General features: G+C 59.9%; 16 protein-coding genes. 4 read left to right on the forward strand and 12 right to left on the reverse strand.

Annotation, left to right across the window (positions count from 1 at the left end; genetic code table 11):
• Positions 1–2 precede the first annotated feature (2 nt).
• The 5 genes from ACCQ00_RS13225 to ACCQ00_RS13245 are packed head-to-tail and all read right to left on the reverse strand — an operon-like array spanning position 3 to position 5,987.
• Positions 3–3,350, reverse strand: a complete 3,348-nt coding sequence (locus ACCQ00_RS13225; RefSeq protein WP_039567167.1) for a pilus assembly protein — start codon at positions 3,348–3,350, stop codon at positions 3–5.
• 12 nt (positions 3,351–3,362) lie between these two features.
• Positions 3,363–3,917 (reverse strand): pilus assembly PilX family protein, encoded by a 555-nt coding sequence (locus ACCQ00_RS13230; protein WP_046736096.1) that lies wholly within the window; start codon positions 3,915–3,917, stop codon positions 3,363–3,365.
• On the reverse strand, positions 3,914–4,939 hold the full coding sequence (locus ACCQ00_RS13235) for a PilW family protein (RefSeq protein WP_039567168.1): 1,026 nt from the start codon (positions 4,937–4,939) through the stop codon (positions 3,914–3,916). The genes ACCQ00_RS13230 and ACCQ00_RS13235 overlap by 4 nt, the downstream gene beginning before the upstream one ends.
• Positions 4,936–5,403, reverse strand: coding sequence for a type IV pilus modification protein PilV (gene pilV, locus ACCQ00_RS13240; protein ID WP_046830565.1), 468 nt, complete (start codon positions 5,401–5,403; stop codon positions 4,936–4,938). Before pilV ends, ACCQ00_RS13235 begins: the two co-directional genes overlap by 4 nt.
• 11 nt (positions 5,404–5,414) lie before the next feature.
• The gene (locus tag ACCQ00_RS13245; protein ID WP_046830564.1) at positions 5,415–5,987 is read right to left on the reverse strand and encodes a GspH/FimT family pseudopilin; all 573 of its coding nucleotides are present in this window, start codon (positions 5,985–5,987) and stop codon (positions 5,415–5,417) included.
• Positions 5,988–6,155: 168 nt separating this feature from the next.
• Between ACCQ00_RS13245 and ACCQ00_RS13250 the strand changes: the two genes are divergently transcribed.
• The gene (locus ACCQ00_RS13250) at positions 6,156–7,184 is read left to right on the forward strand and encodes a sensor histidine kinase (RefSeq protein ID WP_017154670.1); all 1,029 of its coding nucleotides are present in this window, start codon (positions 6,156–6,158) and stop codon (positions 7,182–7,184) included.
• A gap of 1 nt (position 7,185) precedes the next feature.
• Here the strand turns inward: ACCQ00_RS13250 and ppnN are convergent, their stop codons facing one another.
• The 5 genes from ppnN to grxD all read right to left on the reverse strand — a co-directional run bounded on the left by ppnN (position 7,186) and on the right by grxD (position 14,184).
• Positions 7,186–8,571, reverse strand: coding sequence for a nucleotide 5'-monophosphate nucleosidase PpnN (ppnN, locus tag ACCQ00_RS13255; RefSeq protein WP_017154671.1), 1,386 nt, complete (start codon positions 8,569–8,571; stop codon positions 7,186–7,188).
• A 106-nt stretch (positions 8,572–8,677) separates the two neighbouring features.
• A complete protein-coding gene (locus ACCQ00_RS13260; protein ID WP_017154672.1) occupies positions 8,678–11,902 on the reverse strand; it encodes a TonB-dependent receptor in 3,225 nt (1,074 codons plus the stop codon).
• A gap of 625 nt (positions 11,903–12,527) precedes the next feature.
• The gene (locus tag ACCQ00_RS13265; RefSeq protein ID WP_003485603.1) at positions 12,528–13,127 is read right to left on the reverse strand and encodes a YhgN family NAAT transporter; all 600 of its coding nucleotides are present in this window, start codon (positions 13,125–13,127) and stop codon (positions 12,528–12,530) included.
• Entirely contained in the window at positions 13,124–13,867 is a 744-nt protein-coding gene (locus tag ACCQ00_RS13270) for an SDR family NAD(P)-dependent oxidoreductase (RefSeq protein WP_017156109.1), read from the reverse strand. The genes ACCQ00_RS13265 and ACCQ00_RS13270 overlap by 4 nt, the downstream gene beginning before the upstream one ends.
• Positions 13,864–14,184, reverse strand: a complete 321-nt coding sequence (grxD, locus tag ACCQ00_RS13275) for a Grx4 family monothiol glutaredoxin (protein ID WP_003485599.1) — start codon at positions 14,182–14,184, stop codon at positions 13,864–13,866. Before grxD ends, ACCQ00_RS13270 begins: the two co-directional genes overlap by 4 nt.
• Before the next feature lie 121 nt (positions 14,185–14,305).
• Here grxD and ACCQ00_RS13280 point away from each other — a divergent pair, with 121 nt between their 5' ends.
• Positions 14,306–14,884, forward strand: a complete 579-nt coding sequence (locus tag ACCQ00_RS13280; RefSeq protein ID WP_017158757.1) for a superoxide dismutase — start codon at positions 14,306–14,308, stop codon at positions 14,882–14,884.
• Positions 14,885–15,025: 141 nt separating this feature from the next.
• Here ACCQ00_RS13280 and ACCQ00_RS13285 read toward each other — a convergent pair whose 3' ends face one another.
• Complete coding sequence (locus tag ACCQ00_RS13285) at positions 15,026–16,171, reverse strand: 5-(carboxyamino)imidazole ribonucleotide synthase (protein WP_039567172.1); 1,146 nt, start codon at positions 16,169–16,171, stop codon at positions 15,026–15,028.
• Positions 16,168–16,671, reverse strand: a complete 504-nt coding sequence (gene purE / locus ACCQ00_RS13290) for a 5-(carboxyamino)imidazole ribonucleotide mutase (protein WP_003485592.1) — start codon at positions 16,669–16,671, stop codon at positions 16,168–16,170. The genes ACCQ00_RS13285 and purE overlap by 4 nt, the downstream gene beginning before the upstream one ends.
• A 58-nt stretch (positions 16,672–16,729) precedes the next feature.
• On the opposite strand from purE, the gene ACCQ00_RS13295 reads away from it, so the two are divergent.
• Together ACCQ00_RS13295 and nadC are read left to right on the forward strand one after the other, a co-directional pair.
• Positions 16,730–16,999, forward strand: coding sequence for a Trm112 family protein (locus ACCQ00_RS13295; RefSeq protein ID WP_008570984.1), 270 nt, complete (start codon positions 16,730–16,732; stop codon positions 16,997–16,999).
• On the forward strand, positions 16,996–17,883 hold the full coding sequence (nadC, locus tag ACCQ00_RS13300) for a carboxylating nicotinate-nucleotide diphosphorylase (RefSeq protein ID WP_039567174.1): 888 nt from the start codon (positions 16,996–16,998) through the stop codon (positions 17,881–17,883). Before ACCQ00_RS13295 ends, nadC begins: the two co-directional genes overlap by 4 nt.
• Positions 17,884–17,925 lie beyond the last annotated feature (42 nt).

Below are 17,925 nucleotides of genomic sequence, written 5' to 3' on the forward strand. Positions count from 1 at the left end.
GCTCACATCTCCTTCAATAGTTCGCGCCAAGAGACACGAGATGTACGGCGCGCCTCACGAATACGCTGGCACTCTACCGTCGCATTGGACAGATTCGTACAGATGAGTCCGCCGCCACTACCGCCACCGCCGCCGGTCAAGATGTTGCCGGTGGTGCCCATTCCCCCGAGGCCAACCGACCCAGTCGCTGCCGGTGTCCCAGGCGAACCAGTACTACCACCCACTGGCACTGTCTCGTCTGCAAATGACCCATCCCCATTGATGTCGAAGAACGACTCGGACAAGCTCGCGCCCGTAAACGCGTTTAAAGCGTTCTGAAAGCCAGTGCCACCCGGCAGACACGGATCGCTGCTGGGGATGATGCTCGAAAAATTCAGGACGTCGTTGACAACCTGAGGATCGCTGACGACACGCTCGCCGATCGGAGTGCCGGGAGGCGTGGGCGGATTTACCAAATCGATATACCAACCATTACGACCAGCAGGAAGTGCTGAAGGCAGCTCAAAGGCACGTACCGTGCGTCCAGTATCGCTATCGGTGGCAACTGCCGCGATAGTTCTCTGTTGCAATGTATTTTTCGCGACCGTCGCTGTGCCATCTTTCAATCCATAAAAGGTCTGAACACTTCGATCTGCTGTATCACCAGTTTCCATAAAGCGACCGGTGCCAAAAAAGACCCATAACTGGAACGTCGAAGGATCACGAGCGACCACAGGTGACGAGGTGATCGGTTGCACCTGGCCGGTCGGACTGGTTGCGGTGAACATACGGAGACGATTGCTCGCATTGCTCCAGGCAGTCCGGCTAGCGGAACTAATATCAAATTTCCACATGTTTCCTAACATGTCACCTGCGTATACGAAGTCAGCAGTCCCGTTACCATCCACGTCACGGATGGTGGGCGCCGACATCCCGTTCGGGCTAGCGGCGGAACCTACCCCGGTGTCCATTTCGGCTAAAAGAGCTCCATCACTGAGTCGGTAAATCAGCAGGGCAGCGCGGTTGTTCGAACTATTTACGCCATTGGGGACAATAAGACCCATGTCACCATTGTTGAGCTTGGCAATAATGGGCTGTCCAAGAATCAAGCCCATGTTGTTAAGCGGTGTTTCAGTCCTTTCCCATTTGACGCGGGCAGCAACAAAGTTATCCGGATTGGTAACATCAAGCGAATAAAGCCCCTTTCCTCCCCTCCCAAGTGTTCCTACGAGAATGCTAGCGTCCGGCGTTTGGTCCCGCCGCGACAGAATAACCGGACCATCCACGAAATATCGATGTTCGTAATCAGGCCGGCTCAATGTGCTCAAATCGTTGAAATTAAGAGCTGCCGGAACGTAAGCAAAATCCTCAGCGCCGTTGCTTGCGTCGAAAGCATGTAGCATGCCGTCATTGGCACCTACGTAAACGGTGTTTGTTTGCGCATCAAAAACAGGTGAGGAACCGACAATATCTCCAAGCACTGTCGTACGATTACGCAACGTTCCGCCATTGGAAAGCTCTCTCGTGCGAGAGCCTGCGATGTACGCAGCATTGTCGGCGCCACTCACGGCAGGAGCGGCACTCCGAGCCAGAGGCACTAACTGCGTTGCGGTTGGAAACGTAGCACCGGCCACACCGTTGAAAGTGAAAATCTTGCGACCGGTCGTCGGGATTCCGGCAGACGCGCTCCAACTTGGAGTCGCCGAAGTACCTGAAGCGGTAACTGGAAATGCGCGCAACTGCCCGGACCAAATGCCGGACACAAAACTTGCCTGAAAAGCGAGCGTCGCACTGTCTACCCGTGTGGAGTTCGCGGATAGATTGGAGAATGCGCCAGCACGTTCAATAATAGATGCCAGCGACGCCTTCAACGCTTGAGTGAACTCATCAGGATTACTTGCAACAATAAAATCACCCCTACCATTAACGGAGGCATGCCAAAGATCGTCCACGTTAACGATCGTGTTATTTCGCGGAGTGGGCCAGTTCAGAGTTCCCGCGGTGAGAGCCGGCAGATCCGTCTCCGGATTTAACGTGCCCGATGCACCAATAGAGATTGCATACGTCACCATGTGCTGCCAGAAGCCAGGATCACGACTGGAAGTAGGCACATTATTTGCAAGATCAGTACGCAGATCATTTTTCCAAAACCGCATTGCTACGTCAGCTAGCGTGTCCGAATCTGAACTGGCATATGGACGTTCTGGCCTATAAGTGTATGTATCGCGCGTGGGACTGGTGATTGTTTGCCCAGCCACGTTATCTTGTTCGTTGGCAACATCCGTGTAATTATCTTTGCCGTTCCAGTACCCGTCTGTCGTTAAAATAGTAAAATTTTGCCGACAAGAAAACTGTGCGCTGCCAGCCTGCGGACCGTACGGCCCATTGGCAGCCGCACTGCTGTAGTACAGCCCGGCATCGGTCAACGCGCCATGAAGGGGCGTTGCGCCTGAGCCAGAGGCACCATACAGACGGTCATACCAGAGCGTCTTGTTGTTGTTCGCACCCGACCCACCATTAGGATCATCAAATAGTCCATCGTTGCGAGCAATTGGAATCGGATTATCTTGCGTAATTATATTTCCAGTCTTGTTTCTACGCCAAATTGTTCGAAAGCCAACTCGCGCAGACGTATTAAGATCAGAAAAAGCCTGGCCCGCGCTAGCTTTCGCCACCTTCATTCTGGTGCGATAGTAGGAATACCATATTGCAAAATTGACCCGCTCTGAACTTTCATCGCTACGTAGAGGATTCGGCAAAGCAAACGTACAATTCTTCCATTGCCAGCCAGAACCACTGGAATCACAATTTCGCCCTGCAAGCCCCTGCTGACCCGATACGTTCTGCAAATACTCGCTTCTTACGATACGCCCATCCGTGTGGATCTGATAGCGCCAATAGTTGTTAACATTGGCAAGCTGTGCTGAAGAAGCAGCTAGATTTTTGGGCACATAGAACGTCCGTACGGCAGACTGCAGATTTGCCGATCCGGTCAAGAATGAGTTATCTGTATACACATTAGAATAACTGGTACCACCAGTCATTTGACTACCATCTGGATTTAACCATGGCTTGTAGTCAAACGCAGGATTATAGTAAATGGTGTTCCTACTATAGGCCTGCTCTGCAATATTGATGGGCGTGGTCCCCGGCAAGACGTCCGGCATCGAGTCCTCACTCATCGAGCCAGAATCATCGAGAATGAATAAAATGTTGGGTGAAACACGACCACTGGATTGCAGCGGCTCATCCGGCAAGTCAACTGCTGCTGCGGGAGCTGCTAACAATGTTGCTGCCAACGCCATGCAGGCGCAGCGCATCTGCTCAGCCAAAGCGGATCGCTTGAAGGGGAGCGAGGTGGACGAATTCATGGCAACAACTCCCTAAGGAACGATAAAGTTGGATTGAACAATCACGCTGGCTCGACCCGCCGCTTCACTTCGTGCGGTGACGCGGTACACAGGGCGCAAGCAGATATCGCTGCCTGTGTAGCGAGGATCGAGATTGCATTCCAGCCACGTCTCCGATGTACCCATGTATTCGATAAAAAATTGCGGCGCCGACGCGATTGAGCCGACACTGGTAGTTGCTGCGCGCCAGCCACCAAAACTTGTGTTTTTCCATCGCTCAACGGCTGTCGCATCCGGCCTCGGGCAAACGCCATTAGCACACGCCCCGCCAGCCGCAGCCGCGGCAATCGCAGTGTGCTCGGCGTTGGTACGACTTGCAGCAAGTGCCTCACCTTCACGAAGCGCTGCTTCAGCCGCCTGAAAACTGAGGTTGCGATCCACCAAATTTGCGCTCATGCGCTCTTCAAGGACAGTGCTCCGTAAGACTGCTAATCCGAGCAGCGTCATGATGAGCAGCAGGATGAGCACTACAACCAGCGAGACGCCCTTTTGCCGCAGTGGACGTGAAACTGAAGGAAATCCGCTCATGGAGCCCTATTCCTGAGAGTAATGACCTGGCTTACAGTGCGTGACAGCGCTGCATTGTCCACACCGTCACGATCGGTTCCTGCCAGCGTCAAAGTGATCCTGACTGCGGTTACCTGGCTCCAACGGCCGGCAGTGCTCACCGCATCTCCATAACTTGTGGTTCCATCAACTAGATAGGTCACCGCCATGTTCTGCACACCTTCTGCAACTTCCTGCGCCTGGACACTGGCGACCCCGCCCGTGTTGATCAGAGTGGACTGGTAAAGCCCTCTGGTACGCCCATTGGTACCGATATACCAAGCTGACGCATTGAGACGGGTAATCGTGGCGTTAGGGCCGAAGGTAAAAAGAGAGCCACCCAGGCCGAGGCGATTGGTAGCATTCCCAGGCGCGCCGCTCGCTCCGTGAGCAATTGAGACCGTACCTGCCGCACCTGTCATCTGGAAAATAGCTCCCAGACGCATCACCCCGCCCGTCTCGGCATTGGGCCCACACACCATCAACAAGTCGCCAGGAATCATGCCGTGAGATGCAGTATTAACTGTAAATGTTGCAGCGGCCGGGGCATGCGCCGTCACGACCGCCGTGGCATCTCCGGATGACAGCAGCGATAACGCGTCTGTACCGGCAATCCGTTGGCCTACGGTTGTCGTGCCAAAACTGATTCCCGGAATCGCTGTGGCCCCGTCATATCCTTGAAGGGTTCCGTTTGTAGTACCGACGTTCCAGTTGGTCCACCAACGCGATGTCGGTGCATTCAGCACGTTCACCATTGCCATGTTATTGCTACTGTTGCAGGGATTACCGCCAGCCTCTCGAATATCGCGCGCCATTAACTCAAAGGCGATACGCGCATTTTCTTGAACACGGCTAAGACTATCAGTGGCAGCTGCAGTGCGACGACTCGTTAGGAACAGGCCGATAGCAGCCAATGTCACCAACAATCCCAGTACCAGAGAAATCAGCAGCTCAATCAGCGTAAAACCAGGCACCGATTTGCGCAAAGAGTAGACCTTACTCATAGTCGGGTAACCACGCTGAATTCGCGCTGCGCCGAATTATCGCTGGACCCGAGTGCAGTTGCACGACTGTCGTCCCAGCGCACTGAAACAGTGCAACGCACCCCATTGGCCTCGCACTGGATGGAACCGCAAGCCGTTGCTCCCATACTCGACTTCAAGGCAGTGATCCAGTCTCGTCGATCATTGGCAGCAAGATTGCCTCCAGCAGGAACGTTACATGTCATCGCGATGTTGTATGCCCCCGCGCGCGCAGCGGCAAGATTCGCGCGCATCGCGTCCAGAATCGCGTACGACTGAACGACCATCTGGCTACGTTCAAGAGAACTGCTGTTGTTCTGAAGTGCACGGGCCTGCATTGCAGCAATTCCAAGCATGCCAATACCGAGGATCACAACTGAAATCAAAACCTCGATCAGGCTGACACCAGCCTGACGTCGGCGACTTTCTATCGCTGGCGTTCTCATCTGCCTTTTCCTCACATCAAAGCTGGTGCATCGGCGGGCGTCTGGCACTGCGGGTCTGTTCCGCGTGTTATTGCTACACGGCTGCCCCCTGCTATTGCCACCATGCGTTGGTTCTCTGGCGGCCGCGTGGTCGCCATACAGATCGACACGGCCCCTACCAGGAGCCTTGCGCCAGTGGAGTCACGCGCAAGTCCGTCAGGGCGAAAGACAATCCGGGAGTTAGCGGAAGAGATCGCGGAGCTTACGCTCACCAGCAACTGCGGCCTGACTTCACTGACACGCAACACTTCGGTGCCACGCAATACGATCCAACGCGCCCAGTTGCCGCTATTTGCGCACGTTGCACCGTCATTGGATGGGCAAAGGGTCACACTGGCGTTACTACGCACCGCCTCAGAACGGGCGAGCTGGAGTGATGCGGACAGCTCGTTTGCCGCAGCCGACAGCCGATTGCTATTGATAAGCGCCGTGAAGTTTGGGAACGCAATTGCCATGACGATCGCCAATACGATGATCGTCACCATCATTTCGATTAGCGAGAAGCCGAGCTGCACCCGGAATGCCGGGCGCCGAATACAGGTCATACGGCAGCCTCCCCAGGCAGCCAAATACATGGGTGCACCCTACCCAAGGCTTGCCCCAGCTACCAATGCTTGACGACGGACGGCCACTACGGATGGGTGAAAGGCAGTTTCCCCAACCGCTCAAGACACGGGCATGATGTGTAGCAGACCTCCGAGCCCACCCTCCCGATGCCAACTGCTAACGGCGAACCCTTCCTGGAAGCCCTGTGGGACTCTCGTACTTTGGCGTGCGTCGTGCTCGTGGCAGAAGCAATAGCGGCAGCCCTGAGCTTATCGCCTGGCACACAGATCGGCTGGATCAGCTTCGGAATCACGTCATTCATGACGCAATGGACGGCACTCCTGACTTTGGCCGGCCTCTACATATTTCGCCATCACCTCAGGCAGGCACGCCCAGTCACCATCGCCAAGTTCACTCTTGCGCTTCTGCTAATTGCCGCAGCGTTAGTGCTGTTTGTTGCAATGGCGGTAGTGGGTGGCGGGTGGTCAATGGGTACGCGCAACTGGCTGGAACTGCTGCTGCGGACCGAAGGCATCGCGCTGACCGTTGGATTGTTGGGTATGTGGGCCTTCCACACACATTGGCGCGCACGCCAATATGCAATCCGTGCAAAGCAGTTCGAGCTGGAAGCGTTGAGGGCAAGAATCCAACCGCACTTTCTGTTCAATACACTCAATACGGGAGCAGCGCTCGTACGCCTAAATCCAGCCCGTGCCGAATGTTTGTTAATGGATCTGGCAGAATTATTTCGAGCGACGTTGGCGGGGCCAGAGCATATACTCCTTTCCAAGGAACTAGATATCGCAAAGCACTATCTGGATATCGAGCAACTCCGCTTCGGGGAACGCCTGAGCATCGTGTGGAAGGTTCCTGATGCGATCCCCCCCGTGACAGTTCCCTCTCTATCTATCCAGCCCCTCGTTGAGAATGCTATTCGCCACGGCGTGGAACTTCGCCCGGGGGCCTCGCAGATAGTCGTAGAAGTCCGCCAAACATCGGACACGATTGTCGTAGAAGTCAGCAGCCCCCTGCCGCCTGACAAGACGACAGCCCGTACCGGACACCAAGTAGGGCTTGCCGCCGTCCGTGCCCGGCTGCACGATCTTGACAGCAGAATGGGACTTCAAACTATGACGCAGGGCGACCAATTTCTGGCTGCCCTGCATGCCCCGCTCGCAGAGATACCGTCTCGCTAAGCTACGTCACCACCCGATAACAAGGCCGGTAGTCCCCCGAGATCTTCATCCGGCGCTGCTCGACGAAGCCGCGCAGGAGTTCGTCCAGGGCCTGCATGATCTCGGGATCGCCGTGGATTTCGAAGGGGCCGAATTCCTCGATGCGGCGCATGCCGTCTTCCTTGACGTTGCCGGCGACGATGCCGGAGAAGGCACGGCGCAGGTCGGCGGCAAGGGCCGGCGCCGGGCGGCCGTGGTGCAGGTCCAGCGCGGCCATCGCTTCGTGACTGGGCTCGAAGGGCTGCTGGTACTCGAGCGGGATGTGCACGGACCAGTTGAAGTAATACGAGTCTTTCTGGTCCTTGCGGTGTGCGCGCACTCCGTGAACCCCCTCGGCCATACGGCGCGCCACGGCGACCGGGTCGCCGACGATGATCTCGTAGCGCGAGGCGGCAGCGTCCCCCAGGGTGAGGCGAATGAAACGGTCGATCTGCTCGAAGTACGGCGCGGCGATGGTCGGGCCGGTGAGGATCAGCGGGAACGGCACATCCGCGTTTTCTTCGCGTAGCAGGATGCCGAGCAGATAGAGAATTTCCTCTGCGGTACCGACGCCGCCTGGGAAGACCAGGATGCCGTGCCCGATGCGGACGAAGGCCTCAAGGCGCTTCTCGATGTCCGGCATGATCACCAGATGGTTGACGATCGGGTTCGGCGATTCGGCGGCAATGATGCCGGGCTCGGTGACGCCGATGTAGCGGGTATTGTGCTTGCGCTGCTTGGCATGCGCGATGGTGGCGCCCTTCATCGGACCCTTCATGGCGCCCGGGCCGCAGCCGGTGCAGATATCCAGCCCACGCAAGCCAAGCTCGTAGCCGACCTGCTTGGTGTAGAGGTATTCATCGCGCGAGATGGAATGGCCGCCCCAGCACACGACCAGGTTCGGGTCCAACGGCTGCAGGATGCGCGCATTACGCAGCTGACCGAACACGGCATTGGTGATGCCTTCGCTGGTGTCCAGGTCGGCGCGCTGCGCTTCGAGCTCGATGGCCATGTAGGCGAGGTCGCGCACGACGGCAAACAACAGCTCGGCCACGCCGCGGATGATCTCGCCATCGACGAACGCCATTGCCGGCGCGTTGGTCAGATCGATGCGGATGCCGCGGTCTTGCTGGTTCACCTGGATGTCGAAATCCGGGTAGAGATCGCGTGCGGCGCGCGGGTCGTCCGATGCGCTTCCGCTGGTCAGCACGGCCAGCGCACAGCGGCGCAACAGCTCATGCATGCCACCGCTGGATGCGTCGCGCAACCGTGCTACTTCTGCCTTGGACAACACATCCAGACCACCACGCGGGTAGATCCGCGCATCCACCACCGGCAGCGCCCGTGCTGCCGTACTGCTGAGTTCCATAGCATGCTCCTGTCGTATGCACGGAACTTTAGCGTACTCACCCGCACAAAAGAAAACGGCCGGGAGACCCCGGCCGTTTTTGCAAACATCGACACGCTAGCCGGCTTTAGAACTGGTAGCGGAAGCCCAGCTGCAGCGCCCAGCGGGAGATGCCCTTGTCGTCGTAGATGGTCGCGGCATCCGGCTCGTTGAAGCGGTAAACGTACTTGCCGGTCGCTGCATCGATACCGCCGTATTCAGCAACACCCTTGAAGCCCGGGAACGCGTACTCATCGACGCGGCCCCACTTCTTGTTGAGCAGGTTACCCACGTTCATGACGTCGACCCAGATCTGCGCCTTGTTGCCATCGAAGAAACCAGGAAGCTCCTGCTCGATGTGTAGATCGAACTGGTTGACCCACGAATTACGCACCGCATTGCGACCGGCAACCTGGCCCTTGTGCGTGGACAAGTACTGGTCATTGTTGACGTAATTCCAGAACGCGTTTTCTTCGGCCGCGTTACGGAACAGCACATCGCCGCGCGCCGCCGGGATATACAACAGGTCGTTGGAGCGACCGTCGCCATTGGCATCGTTGTCGAACGTATAGCTATAGGGACGACCGCTACGGCCTTGATACACAAGACCGACCTTCGTTGCAAAATCGCCGAAGAAATTATGCTTCCACTGCAGCGTACCCAGGAAACTGTCCTTAATTTCGTATGCAGAGGTTGCATTGACCTCTTCATTCGCCTGGAAGGTTGCGGTGTTGAGCAACTGCGAACTCGAAGTGGAACTGGTCAGACCGCTGACTTCCTTCGCGTTCGAGTAGGTATAAGCCAAGCTCCACGACCAGTCGCTGTCATTGAACGGCTTGTTCAAGCCGACAGTGAAACTCTGTGAGCCACCCTGATCGGTGGGGCGCGCAATGATGGCATCGTTGAAGCTCATGTTGCGACCAGCACGAATATCGGTACCGCTGTTCACACATGACGAGCCAGCCGCAACACCCGTCTCGCGGAGACATGCATTACCCAGGGAATTCCAGTTAGCCGGATTGCGGCCATTGGCGTTCCAGTAGATGTCACGACCATCCTGGCCAACTGCCGTCGGATTACCGAGATTGAGCTGCTGGTAATAAATCGCTTCCTTGACTTTGGTCACCACGCCTTCCATCGAGGCGACGATGCCGTACCACGGCAACTCGGTATCGAACGCGAGGTTTGCTTTCCAAACGGACGGCTGACTCAGATCCTTGTCAACAAAGTCGACCGACTGCGTGGCGCCCGATGTTCCGCGCGGCTGGTTGTTGATATCCGGCGTGAAGCGGATACCACTGTTGGAGGCGTTATTGAAGTTGTAATCGGTGTAAGCCAAACCCGTATTGGAATACGGGTTGGACAACCAAACCGACGCGGCAGCACCCTGGAACAGACCAACACCGCCACGCAGCTGGGTCGGACGATCTGCATCGAAGGTGTAGTTGAAACCAAAGCGCGGCTGCCACAAGCCATTGCCGTCAATGGTTTCATCATTGCGAAGACCGAATGCGTTGAACGCAGCCTGGTTGAACTGCGGTGAGTTCTTCACCATCGGTTCGTCGTAACGCAGGCCGAAGTTCAGCGTCAGGTTGCTATTGACGGCCCAAGAATCCTGCAAGAACACGCCCACGTTCCGCATGCCCCACTTCGCAGCGATATTATCGATCCCGGTGGGCGAATACGAGTAACGATACGCGTTCGGCAGATTCGCCTGATAGTTGGCAACCGAATTGAAGGTATAGCTGCCGAAGACACGCGGACCGTACAAGTTGTAGATGTCGTTGTCTTCGTAGTCGAACCCGAACTTGACCGTATGGTCATTCAAGAACAGCGTGCCGGCGAAGAACGCGTTCCAGGTTTCGGTGCGCAACTCGTTAGCCTGAGTATTGGCTTCAGTACCAAGATTTAAGGTGTTGTTGCCAAAACGCACAGCTATGGCCGGCAACTGCGATGCCGCAGTACGAACTGCCGAGTAATCGCGATAAGACACCTTGGCTTCGGTCGAGAAAGTATCGGTCCAATCGCTGAACAACTGACCGGTGTAGGTTTCGAGCTCGAAGTCGCGCACATAGTGGTACGAGTTCAACGCCAGCTGGTTGTTGCCAAACCCGTTGAGATTGGCCGTGCTCTGCTCGGACTTGCCATAGCGGAACGAACCACGATGCTTATCGCTGATGTTCCAATCCAGCTTGAAGCCCTTCTCTTCCGAATCAGAATCCAAAGCCGGCAAGGCCAGGGTCCCAGGGTCGAAGCCATAGACATTGCGCGAGATATCGATCACCTGATCGACCTGCGCCTGGGTAATACCGACTTCATTGCTGGCACCAGAACCGGCCGGACCATAGCCACTGTTACCGGTAAACACACCCTTGCCCTTGTACTTCTCGTAGTTGGCGAAGAAGAACAATTTGTCCTTGACGATCGGGCCGCCAAGGGTCAGACCATACGTCGCTTCGTTGTCGAATAGCTGCGGGCGGATGTTGTTCTGATTCTTGCCCGACCAGTCGTTCTCGCGATAAGTGCCGTAGACCGAACCATGGAATTCGTTGGTGCCCGACTTGGTGACGGCATTGATCACGCCACCGGTGCCGCCACTGATCGTAACGTCGTAGTTGGCCACGTCCACCGAGATTTCATCGATGACGTCCATCGAGAACGGCTGGCGCGGGGTCGGCAGGCTGTTGGATTCCAGACCGAAGGCGTCGTTGGTGCTGATGCCGTCGACGCGGATCGCGTTGTAACGCGGGTTCTGGCCGGCGATGGAGATTTCGTTGCGGGCCTTGTCGGTTTGCGCAACGCGCGGATCCAGGCGCACATAGTCCTGCAGGTTACGGTTGATCGATGGCAGCGACTCGATTTCTTCGCGGGTCACGTTGGTGCCGGTGCCCATCTTGTTCGCGCTGAAAATGGCCGAGCCGTAATTGCCGGCGATTGCCTGCACGGTGCCCAGCGTCGCCAGATCGCCGCCCAGGGCGGCATCGACCTGGTTGACCTTGTCCAGATTCAGATACACGCCTTCGCGGGTGGTGTTGCCAGCGCCCGAAGCGGTAATGGTGATGGTGTACGGCCCGCCCACACGCAAGCCACGCGCGTTATAGCGTCCGCTGGCATCGGTGGTGGCGCGGCTGACCGTTCCGGACTCCACATGCGTGATGGTGACTTCGGCGTTCGGGACGGGCTGGCCGCCACTGCCGGTCACCAGGCCGGCGACGCCAGCCGAGGTGCTTTGCGCAAATACAGGAGCGGCGGCGAGCGCGGCGACAAGGCCAAGCGTCAGCTTGGACATGCGGAGATAACGGGGGTGGGTCATTTCGGTAGCCTCGATACAGGTTGGGCAGTGACAAAAAGGCGCAGTCAGCCCAACCGTTCCCGGGGGTGGGCTGCCGATGATCTGGGGTCCCTTGCCGCGCGACTGGTTGCTGCCGCAACGGTTAACAACAGATTAACACGCTAAGGCCTGATTGTGACGACGGCGTGACAAACTTCGCGCACTGCTACATGAACTGCGAAGTTAGGGGCGCAATCGCCAAATCGTGCAAGGTCGCAACCGGAGCGAGACGCACGTCGCGCCTCTGGCGCCGCAAAGTCGCGAGATAGGGTCAATTTGCCCAAACGCCTCCATTCGGCCACCGCGTGCGTGCTGCGCATGGTGGCGTCACTGTCTAAGCACCCTACCGAATATGACATTCCACCTGCACTCTTGCGTCACTGACGGATCGGCCTCAAGGCAGGCGCGAGCGGCCAGGTGCTGTGCCGTCTTCCTCGTCCAGAGACCATCACGCCGCACCGCCACTTTTCGGACGCGACGCTGCGCTGGCCGCCGTCACCATGGACCGTGGGCACGTCACCACAGCTGACGCGGGTTGAATCCAGGCCATCGGCGCGCGTCGACGTCCACACGCGACGCGATCGGCAAGCCGCCGGGAGCTGCTGCGCTAGATCGACACCGGCAGCTTGAAATACGTGCCCAGGCCGTCCAGGAACATCTGTACCGAGATGGCGACCAGCAGCATGCCCATCAAGCGCTCGATGGCCGTCAGGGCGCGGTGGCCGAGCAGTTTGTATAACAGCGGCGCGGCGGCCAGGATCGACGAGGCGCCGATCCAGGCGATCATCAGGGCGAGGCTCCAGTCCCACAGCCGCGTGGGCTCGTTGCTGCCCATGAGCATCACCGCGGCCATGCCGGACGGGCCGGCCACCAGCGGGATCGCCAGCGGCACGATGAAGGGCTCGCCGTCGGGGATCTCGCCCATCAGGCCTTCGGGCCGCGGGAAGATCATGCGGATGCCGATCACGAACAGCACGATGCCGCCGGCAATGGCCACCGACTCCTGGCGCAGGTGCATCAGCTCCAGCGCGTACTTGCCGCCCCACAGAAACGCCATCAACACGCACAGGGCGATCAGCAGTTCACGCGCAAGCACGAAGCGCTGGCGCTTGGGTGGCAGCGGCTTGAGCACGCTGAGAAACACCGGAATGTTGCCCAGCGGGTCGAGAATCAGGAACAGCAGCAGCGCCGCGGAAAGAATGGTCATACCGACGGACTCCAGATCGCACCGCGATGCGTCGCCCCTGCGGCCGACAGCACGCTGACGCATGCAGGTGCGTAACGTGCGGCATCGACCGCGTCGTTGTCTTCGTGATGGGTGAATGCGCGTGCGCGCAATGCGGTGCGCATCGGGCCGGGCTGCAGGCCGCTGACGCGCACCGGGCCGGCGGCGGTTTCATGATGCAAGGTGGCGATCAAGCCGCGCTGCGCATGTTGGGCGGCGCCATACGCCCCCCAATAGGCCCGACCCACACGCGCGGGGTCGTCCACCACGAAGACAGCTGCCGCATCGTCCTGCTGCCGCAACAACGGCAGACACGCCTGGGTCAGCCAGGCGCGCGCGGTCAGGTTGACGTGCAGGGTGCGTGCGAAATCTGCAGGTGAGGCCAGTTCGGTTGGCGTCAGGCCGGAAAAGTCGGCAGCGCACTGCAGCAGGCCATGCAGACCACCAAGTTCGGTCTGCAACCGTTGCGCAAGCGTGGCGTAGTCGTCCGGCGTGGCGCCGGCCAGATCCAGCGGATACAGCAGCGGCTCGGCACCCAGCGCTGCCACCGCGTCGTAGATGCGCTCCAGCGGGCGCACCTTGCGACCAAGCAGGACCACCGTGGCGCCTGCAGCCGCACATGCCTGCGCCGCGGCGGCGCCGAGGCCGCCGGCGGCGCCGGTGACCAGCACGACCCGTCCCGACAAGGCGGCCGACTGCGGCTGGGCCTGCACCGAACTCACGGCTGGTACGCCTCGCTGACAATGCGCTTGAGCTCGCCGGCCTCGAATAGTTCCAACGTGATGTCGCAGCCGCCGATCAGCTCGCCATGGATGAACAGCTGCGGAAACGTGGGCCAGTTGGAGTAGCGCGGCAGATTTGCGCGCACTTCGGGCTCTTCCAACACGTTGACCGTACGCAGTTGGTCGGCACCGGCGGCCACCAAGGCCTGCACGGCGCGACTGGAAAACTCGCACATCGGAAATTGCGGGGTGCCTTTCATGAACAGCACGATCGGGTGTTGTTCGACTTCGGCCTGGATCCGTTCCATCACCGGCATTGGACTCTCCTGACTGGGAGCGGCAGGCCCGACCGCCGGGTCGGATAGACTTCCGCAAAGGCGCGCATTGTAAGCCTTCAGCGCGACCTATCGCCGCACTCCCTTCGCTGCCACTGCCATCATGCCGATCGAACACGTTGCACTGCCCTACTCCCGCGCTGCCCTGGAGCCGCATCTGTCCGCCGCAACACTGGAGGCGCATCACGGCGTCTGTCACCGCAGCGAGGTCGAACAGCTCAACGCGCGCATCGAAGGCAGCGAATTTGCCGAGTTGACGCTGGAAGAGATCATCGCGCAGGCGCAGGGCACGCTGTTTCATCTGGCCGCACAGGTGTGGAACCACAATTTCTATTGGCAGTGCCTGCGGCCGCGTGCTGGCGGGGAGCCACTTGGACGGCTGGGCGACGGCATCGCCAAATCGTTCGGCGACTTCGTGCATTTCAAGCAGGAGTTCACGCGTGTGGCGTTGAGCAGCTTCGGCTCGGGCTGGGTGTGGCTGGTGCAGCGCCCGGATGGCACGCTGGCAGTGGTCGCCACACCCAACGCCTCCACCCCGCTCACCGGGCCGGACATCCCGCTGCTCGCCTGCGACATCTGGGAGCATGCGTACTACCTGGACTACCAGCAGGATCGCGCGCGTTATCTGGAAGCGTTCTGGAAGCTGGTGAACTGGGATTTTGTCGCAAGCCGGCTGGGCTGACCTGGCCGCTCAGCGTTCAGCCGCAAATGCGGACTGGCTCATCTGCTGGAACATCGCAGAACGGGTCCGCTTCCGATACCGACGCGCCCTCGCAGACGGCGCGCGGCGTCGCATGCGATCACCACCGAGACGCTGCGCGCATCAGCCTTCGTTCAAACGCGCAACCACTGGACGAGCCTGCGCATCGCGCTGCAGCGCAGCGCCGGCATCGCTCACTGCCAGCGCCAGCGCCTGCGCTGTCTCCGCGCGCAGCGTTGCGTGCCCCACCTTGCGTCCATCGCGCGCTTGCTTGCCGTAGTCGTGCCAATGCCCACCGGGCACCGCCAGGAACGCCCTGGCGTCTGGCATCGCGCCCAGCCAGTTGAGCATGCAGGCGTGGCCGCGCATCGCAGTACTGCCCAATGGCAAGCCAAGGACGGCCCGCACATGATTTTCGAATTGCGAGGTCTCGGCGCCTTCGATGGTCCAATGCCCCGAGTTATGCACGCGCGGCGCCATTTCGTTGGCAAGCAACTCACCGTCGCGCACGAACAGTTCCAGCGCAAATACGCCGACATAGTCGAGCCTTTCCGCCACGGCACGCGCGTGCGATTCGGCCGAGGCTTGTAGCGCCGCCTCCACCCTCGCCGGTGCCAGGCTGGCCGACAGCACACCGTCCACATGCCAATTTTCGGTCAATGGCCAGGCGCGGAATTCGCCATCGCGCCCGCGCACTGCAACCACGCTGACCTCGCGCTGGAACGGCACGAACGCTTCCACGATCAATCCGACGTGCGCCGCCTGTGCGCCAAGCGCGTCCCACGCTGCATCGGCATCGGCGAGCGACTTGATACGGAACTGGCCCTTGCCGTCGTAGCCGAAGCGGCGCGTCTTCAGCACGCAGGGCGTGCCGATCCGTGCGAGCGCTGCATCCAGGCCGGCGCGGTCGTCGATTGCGGCAAACTCGGGCACCGGAATGCCGAGCTCGCGGAACAAGGTTTTTTCGCTGAGCCGGTCCTGCGCAACCGCAAGCGCAGCCGGACTGGGAAACACCGGCACCCGGGCAGCGAGTTGCTGCGCGCTGGTGGCCGGCACGTTTTCGAAATCGAAGGTGATCACATCCACCTGCTCGGCGAATGCGGCAAGGGTCGCCACGTCATCGAACGCGCCAACCTGCAGCGGTGCCACCTGGCCAGCGCATGCATCGGCTGCCGGATCGAAGACCGCAAAGCGTATGCCGAGCGGTGCACCGGCCAGTACCAGCATGCGCGCCAGCTGGCCGCCACCGAGAATGCCGACCGTGCTCATTGGCGTGGGTCGTCGCTGGCCATGACATCGTCGGTCTGCTTGGCGCGGAATTGCGCCAGCGCCTGACCGATCTGCGTCTGCTCCGGCGCCAGCATGGCCGCCGCAAACAACGCCGCATTGGCCGCACCTGCATTGCCGATGGCAAAGGTGGCCACCGGAATACCGGCCGGCATCTGCACGATCGACAGCAGCGAATCCATGCCGTTCAACGCCTTGGACTGCACCGGCACGCCAAGCACCGGCACTGCAGTCTTGGCAGCCAGCATGCCCGGCAGATGCGCCGCGCCGCCGGCGCCGGCGATGATGGCGCGCAGTCCACGGGCGCCCGCCTGTTCGGCGTAGGCGAACAAGACGTCCGGGGTGCGGTGCGCCGAGACCACCTTGACTTCGTACGGCACGCCCAGCGCGTCGAGCTTCTGAGCTGCGTGTTGCATGGTCTCCCAGTCCGAACGGGAACCCATCACGATGCCGACCAGCGGCGCGGAGTGGTTGGAGGTCATGGCCCTGCCCTGCGGTAAAGACGTATTCTAGCCAATCTCCACGCAAGACAAGACTTCGATGGATCGCAAATTGCTCGACCTGCTGTGCTCGCCCGACACCCGCCAGCCGCTTTCGCTGCTCGACGGCAAGGGCCTGGAAGCACTCAATGCCGCCATCGCAGGCGGAACCCTGCAGCGCGCCGACGGCGCCGCACAAACCCAGCCGCTGCGTGAAGCGCTGATCACCCGCGACCGCAAGCAGATCTTCCGCGTCGACGACGGCATTCCGGTGCTGCTGGCCGAAGAAGCCATCGCCACCGCACAAATCGCCGACTTCCCCGAGAAGTGAGCCTGCCCGTGCGCACCAACGTGCCGGACGCGCCGCCCGTCGAATCGATCGAAGCGGATGTGGCGCGCGCCCTGGCCGAAGACATCGGCAGCGGCGATGTCACCGCCGCGCTGCTGCCCGACCAGGCCGACAGTGCCTACCTGCTGTGCAAGCAGGATGCGGTCATCGCCGGCCGCCCCTGGTTCGATGCCACCCACCGCGCGCTCGACCCGCAGGTACGCATCGACTGGCAGGTGCATGAAGGCCAGCACGTCGGAGCCGGCACGGTGCTCGCGCTGCTGCACGGTCGCAGCCGCAGCCTGGTCAGCGCCGAACGCACCTCGCTCAATTTCATGCAGACGCTGTCTGCCACGGCGACCACCACCGCGGCATATGTGGCTGCGGTGGCCGGGACGCACGCGCGCATTCTGGACACACGCAAGACGCTGCCGGGCCTGCGCGCCGCGCAGAAATACGCCGTGCGCTGCGGCGGTGGCGACAATCACCGTATCGGCCTGTTCGACACGGTGATGCTGAAGGAAAATCACATTCGCGCCGCCGGTTCGTTGAGCGCGGCCGTGCATGCCGCACGCGCGCAGCAACCGCAGTTGCCGCTGGTGGTCGAAGTGGAAACGCTGGAGCAGCTACGCGAAGCATTGCAGGTTGGTTGCACGCGCATCCTGATCGACGACTTCGACCAGGCCATGCGCCGAGAAGCGGTGCGTATCGTTGCTGCATTACCGCCGGAACGACGCATTCCGCTGGAGGTCTCCGGCAGCGTGGATCTGGCCGGCATTCGCGCCATTGCCGAAGACGGGGTGGACTGCATTTCGATTGGCGGGCTCACCAAGCACGTGCAGGCAGTGGATCTATCGCTCAAACTCGGCCCGCCGCCGAAGCGCTGATTTCACGCGTGCGCGCAGCCGGCTCTGGCAGCCTGCTGCGAT

The sequence above is a fragment of the Xanthomonas sp. NCPPB 3761 genome (genome assembly GCF_041475705.2).
Classification (GTDB): Bacteria; Pseudomonadota; Gammaproteobacteria; order Xanthomonadales; family Xanthomonadaceae; genus Xanthomonas; species Xanthomonas phaseoli.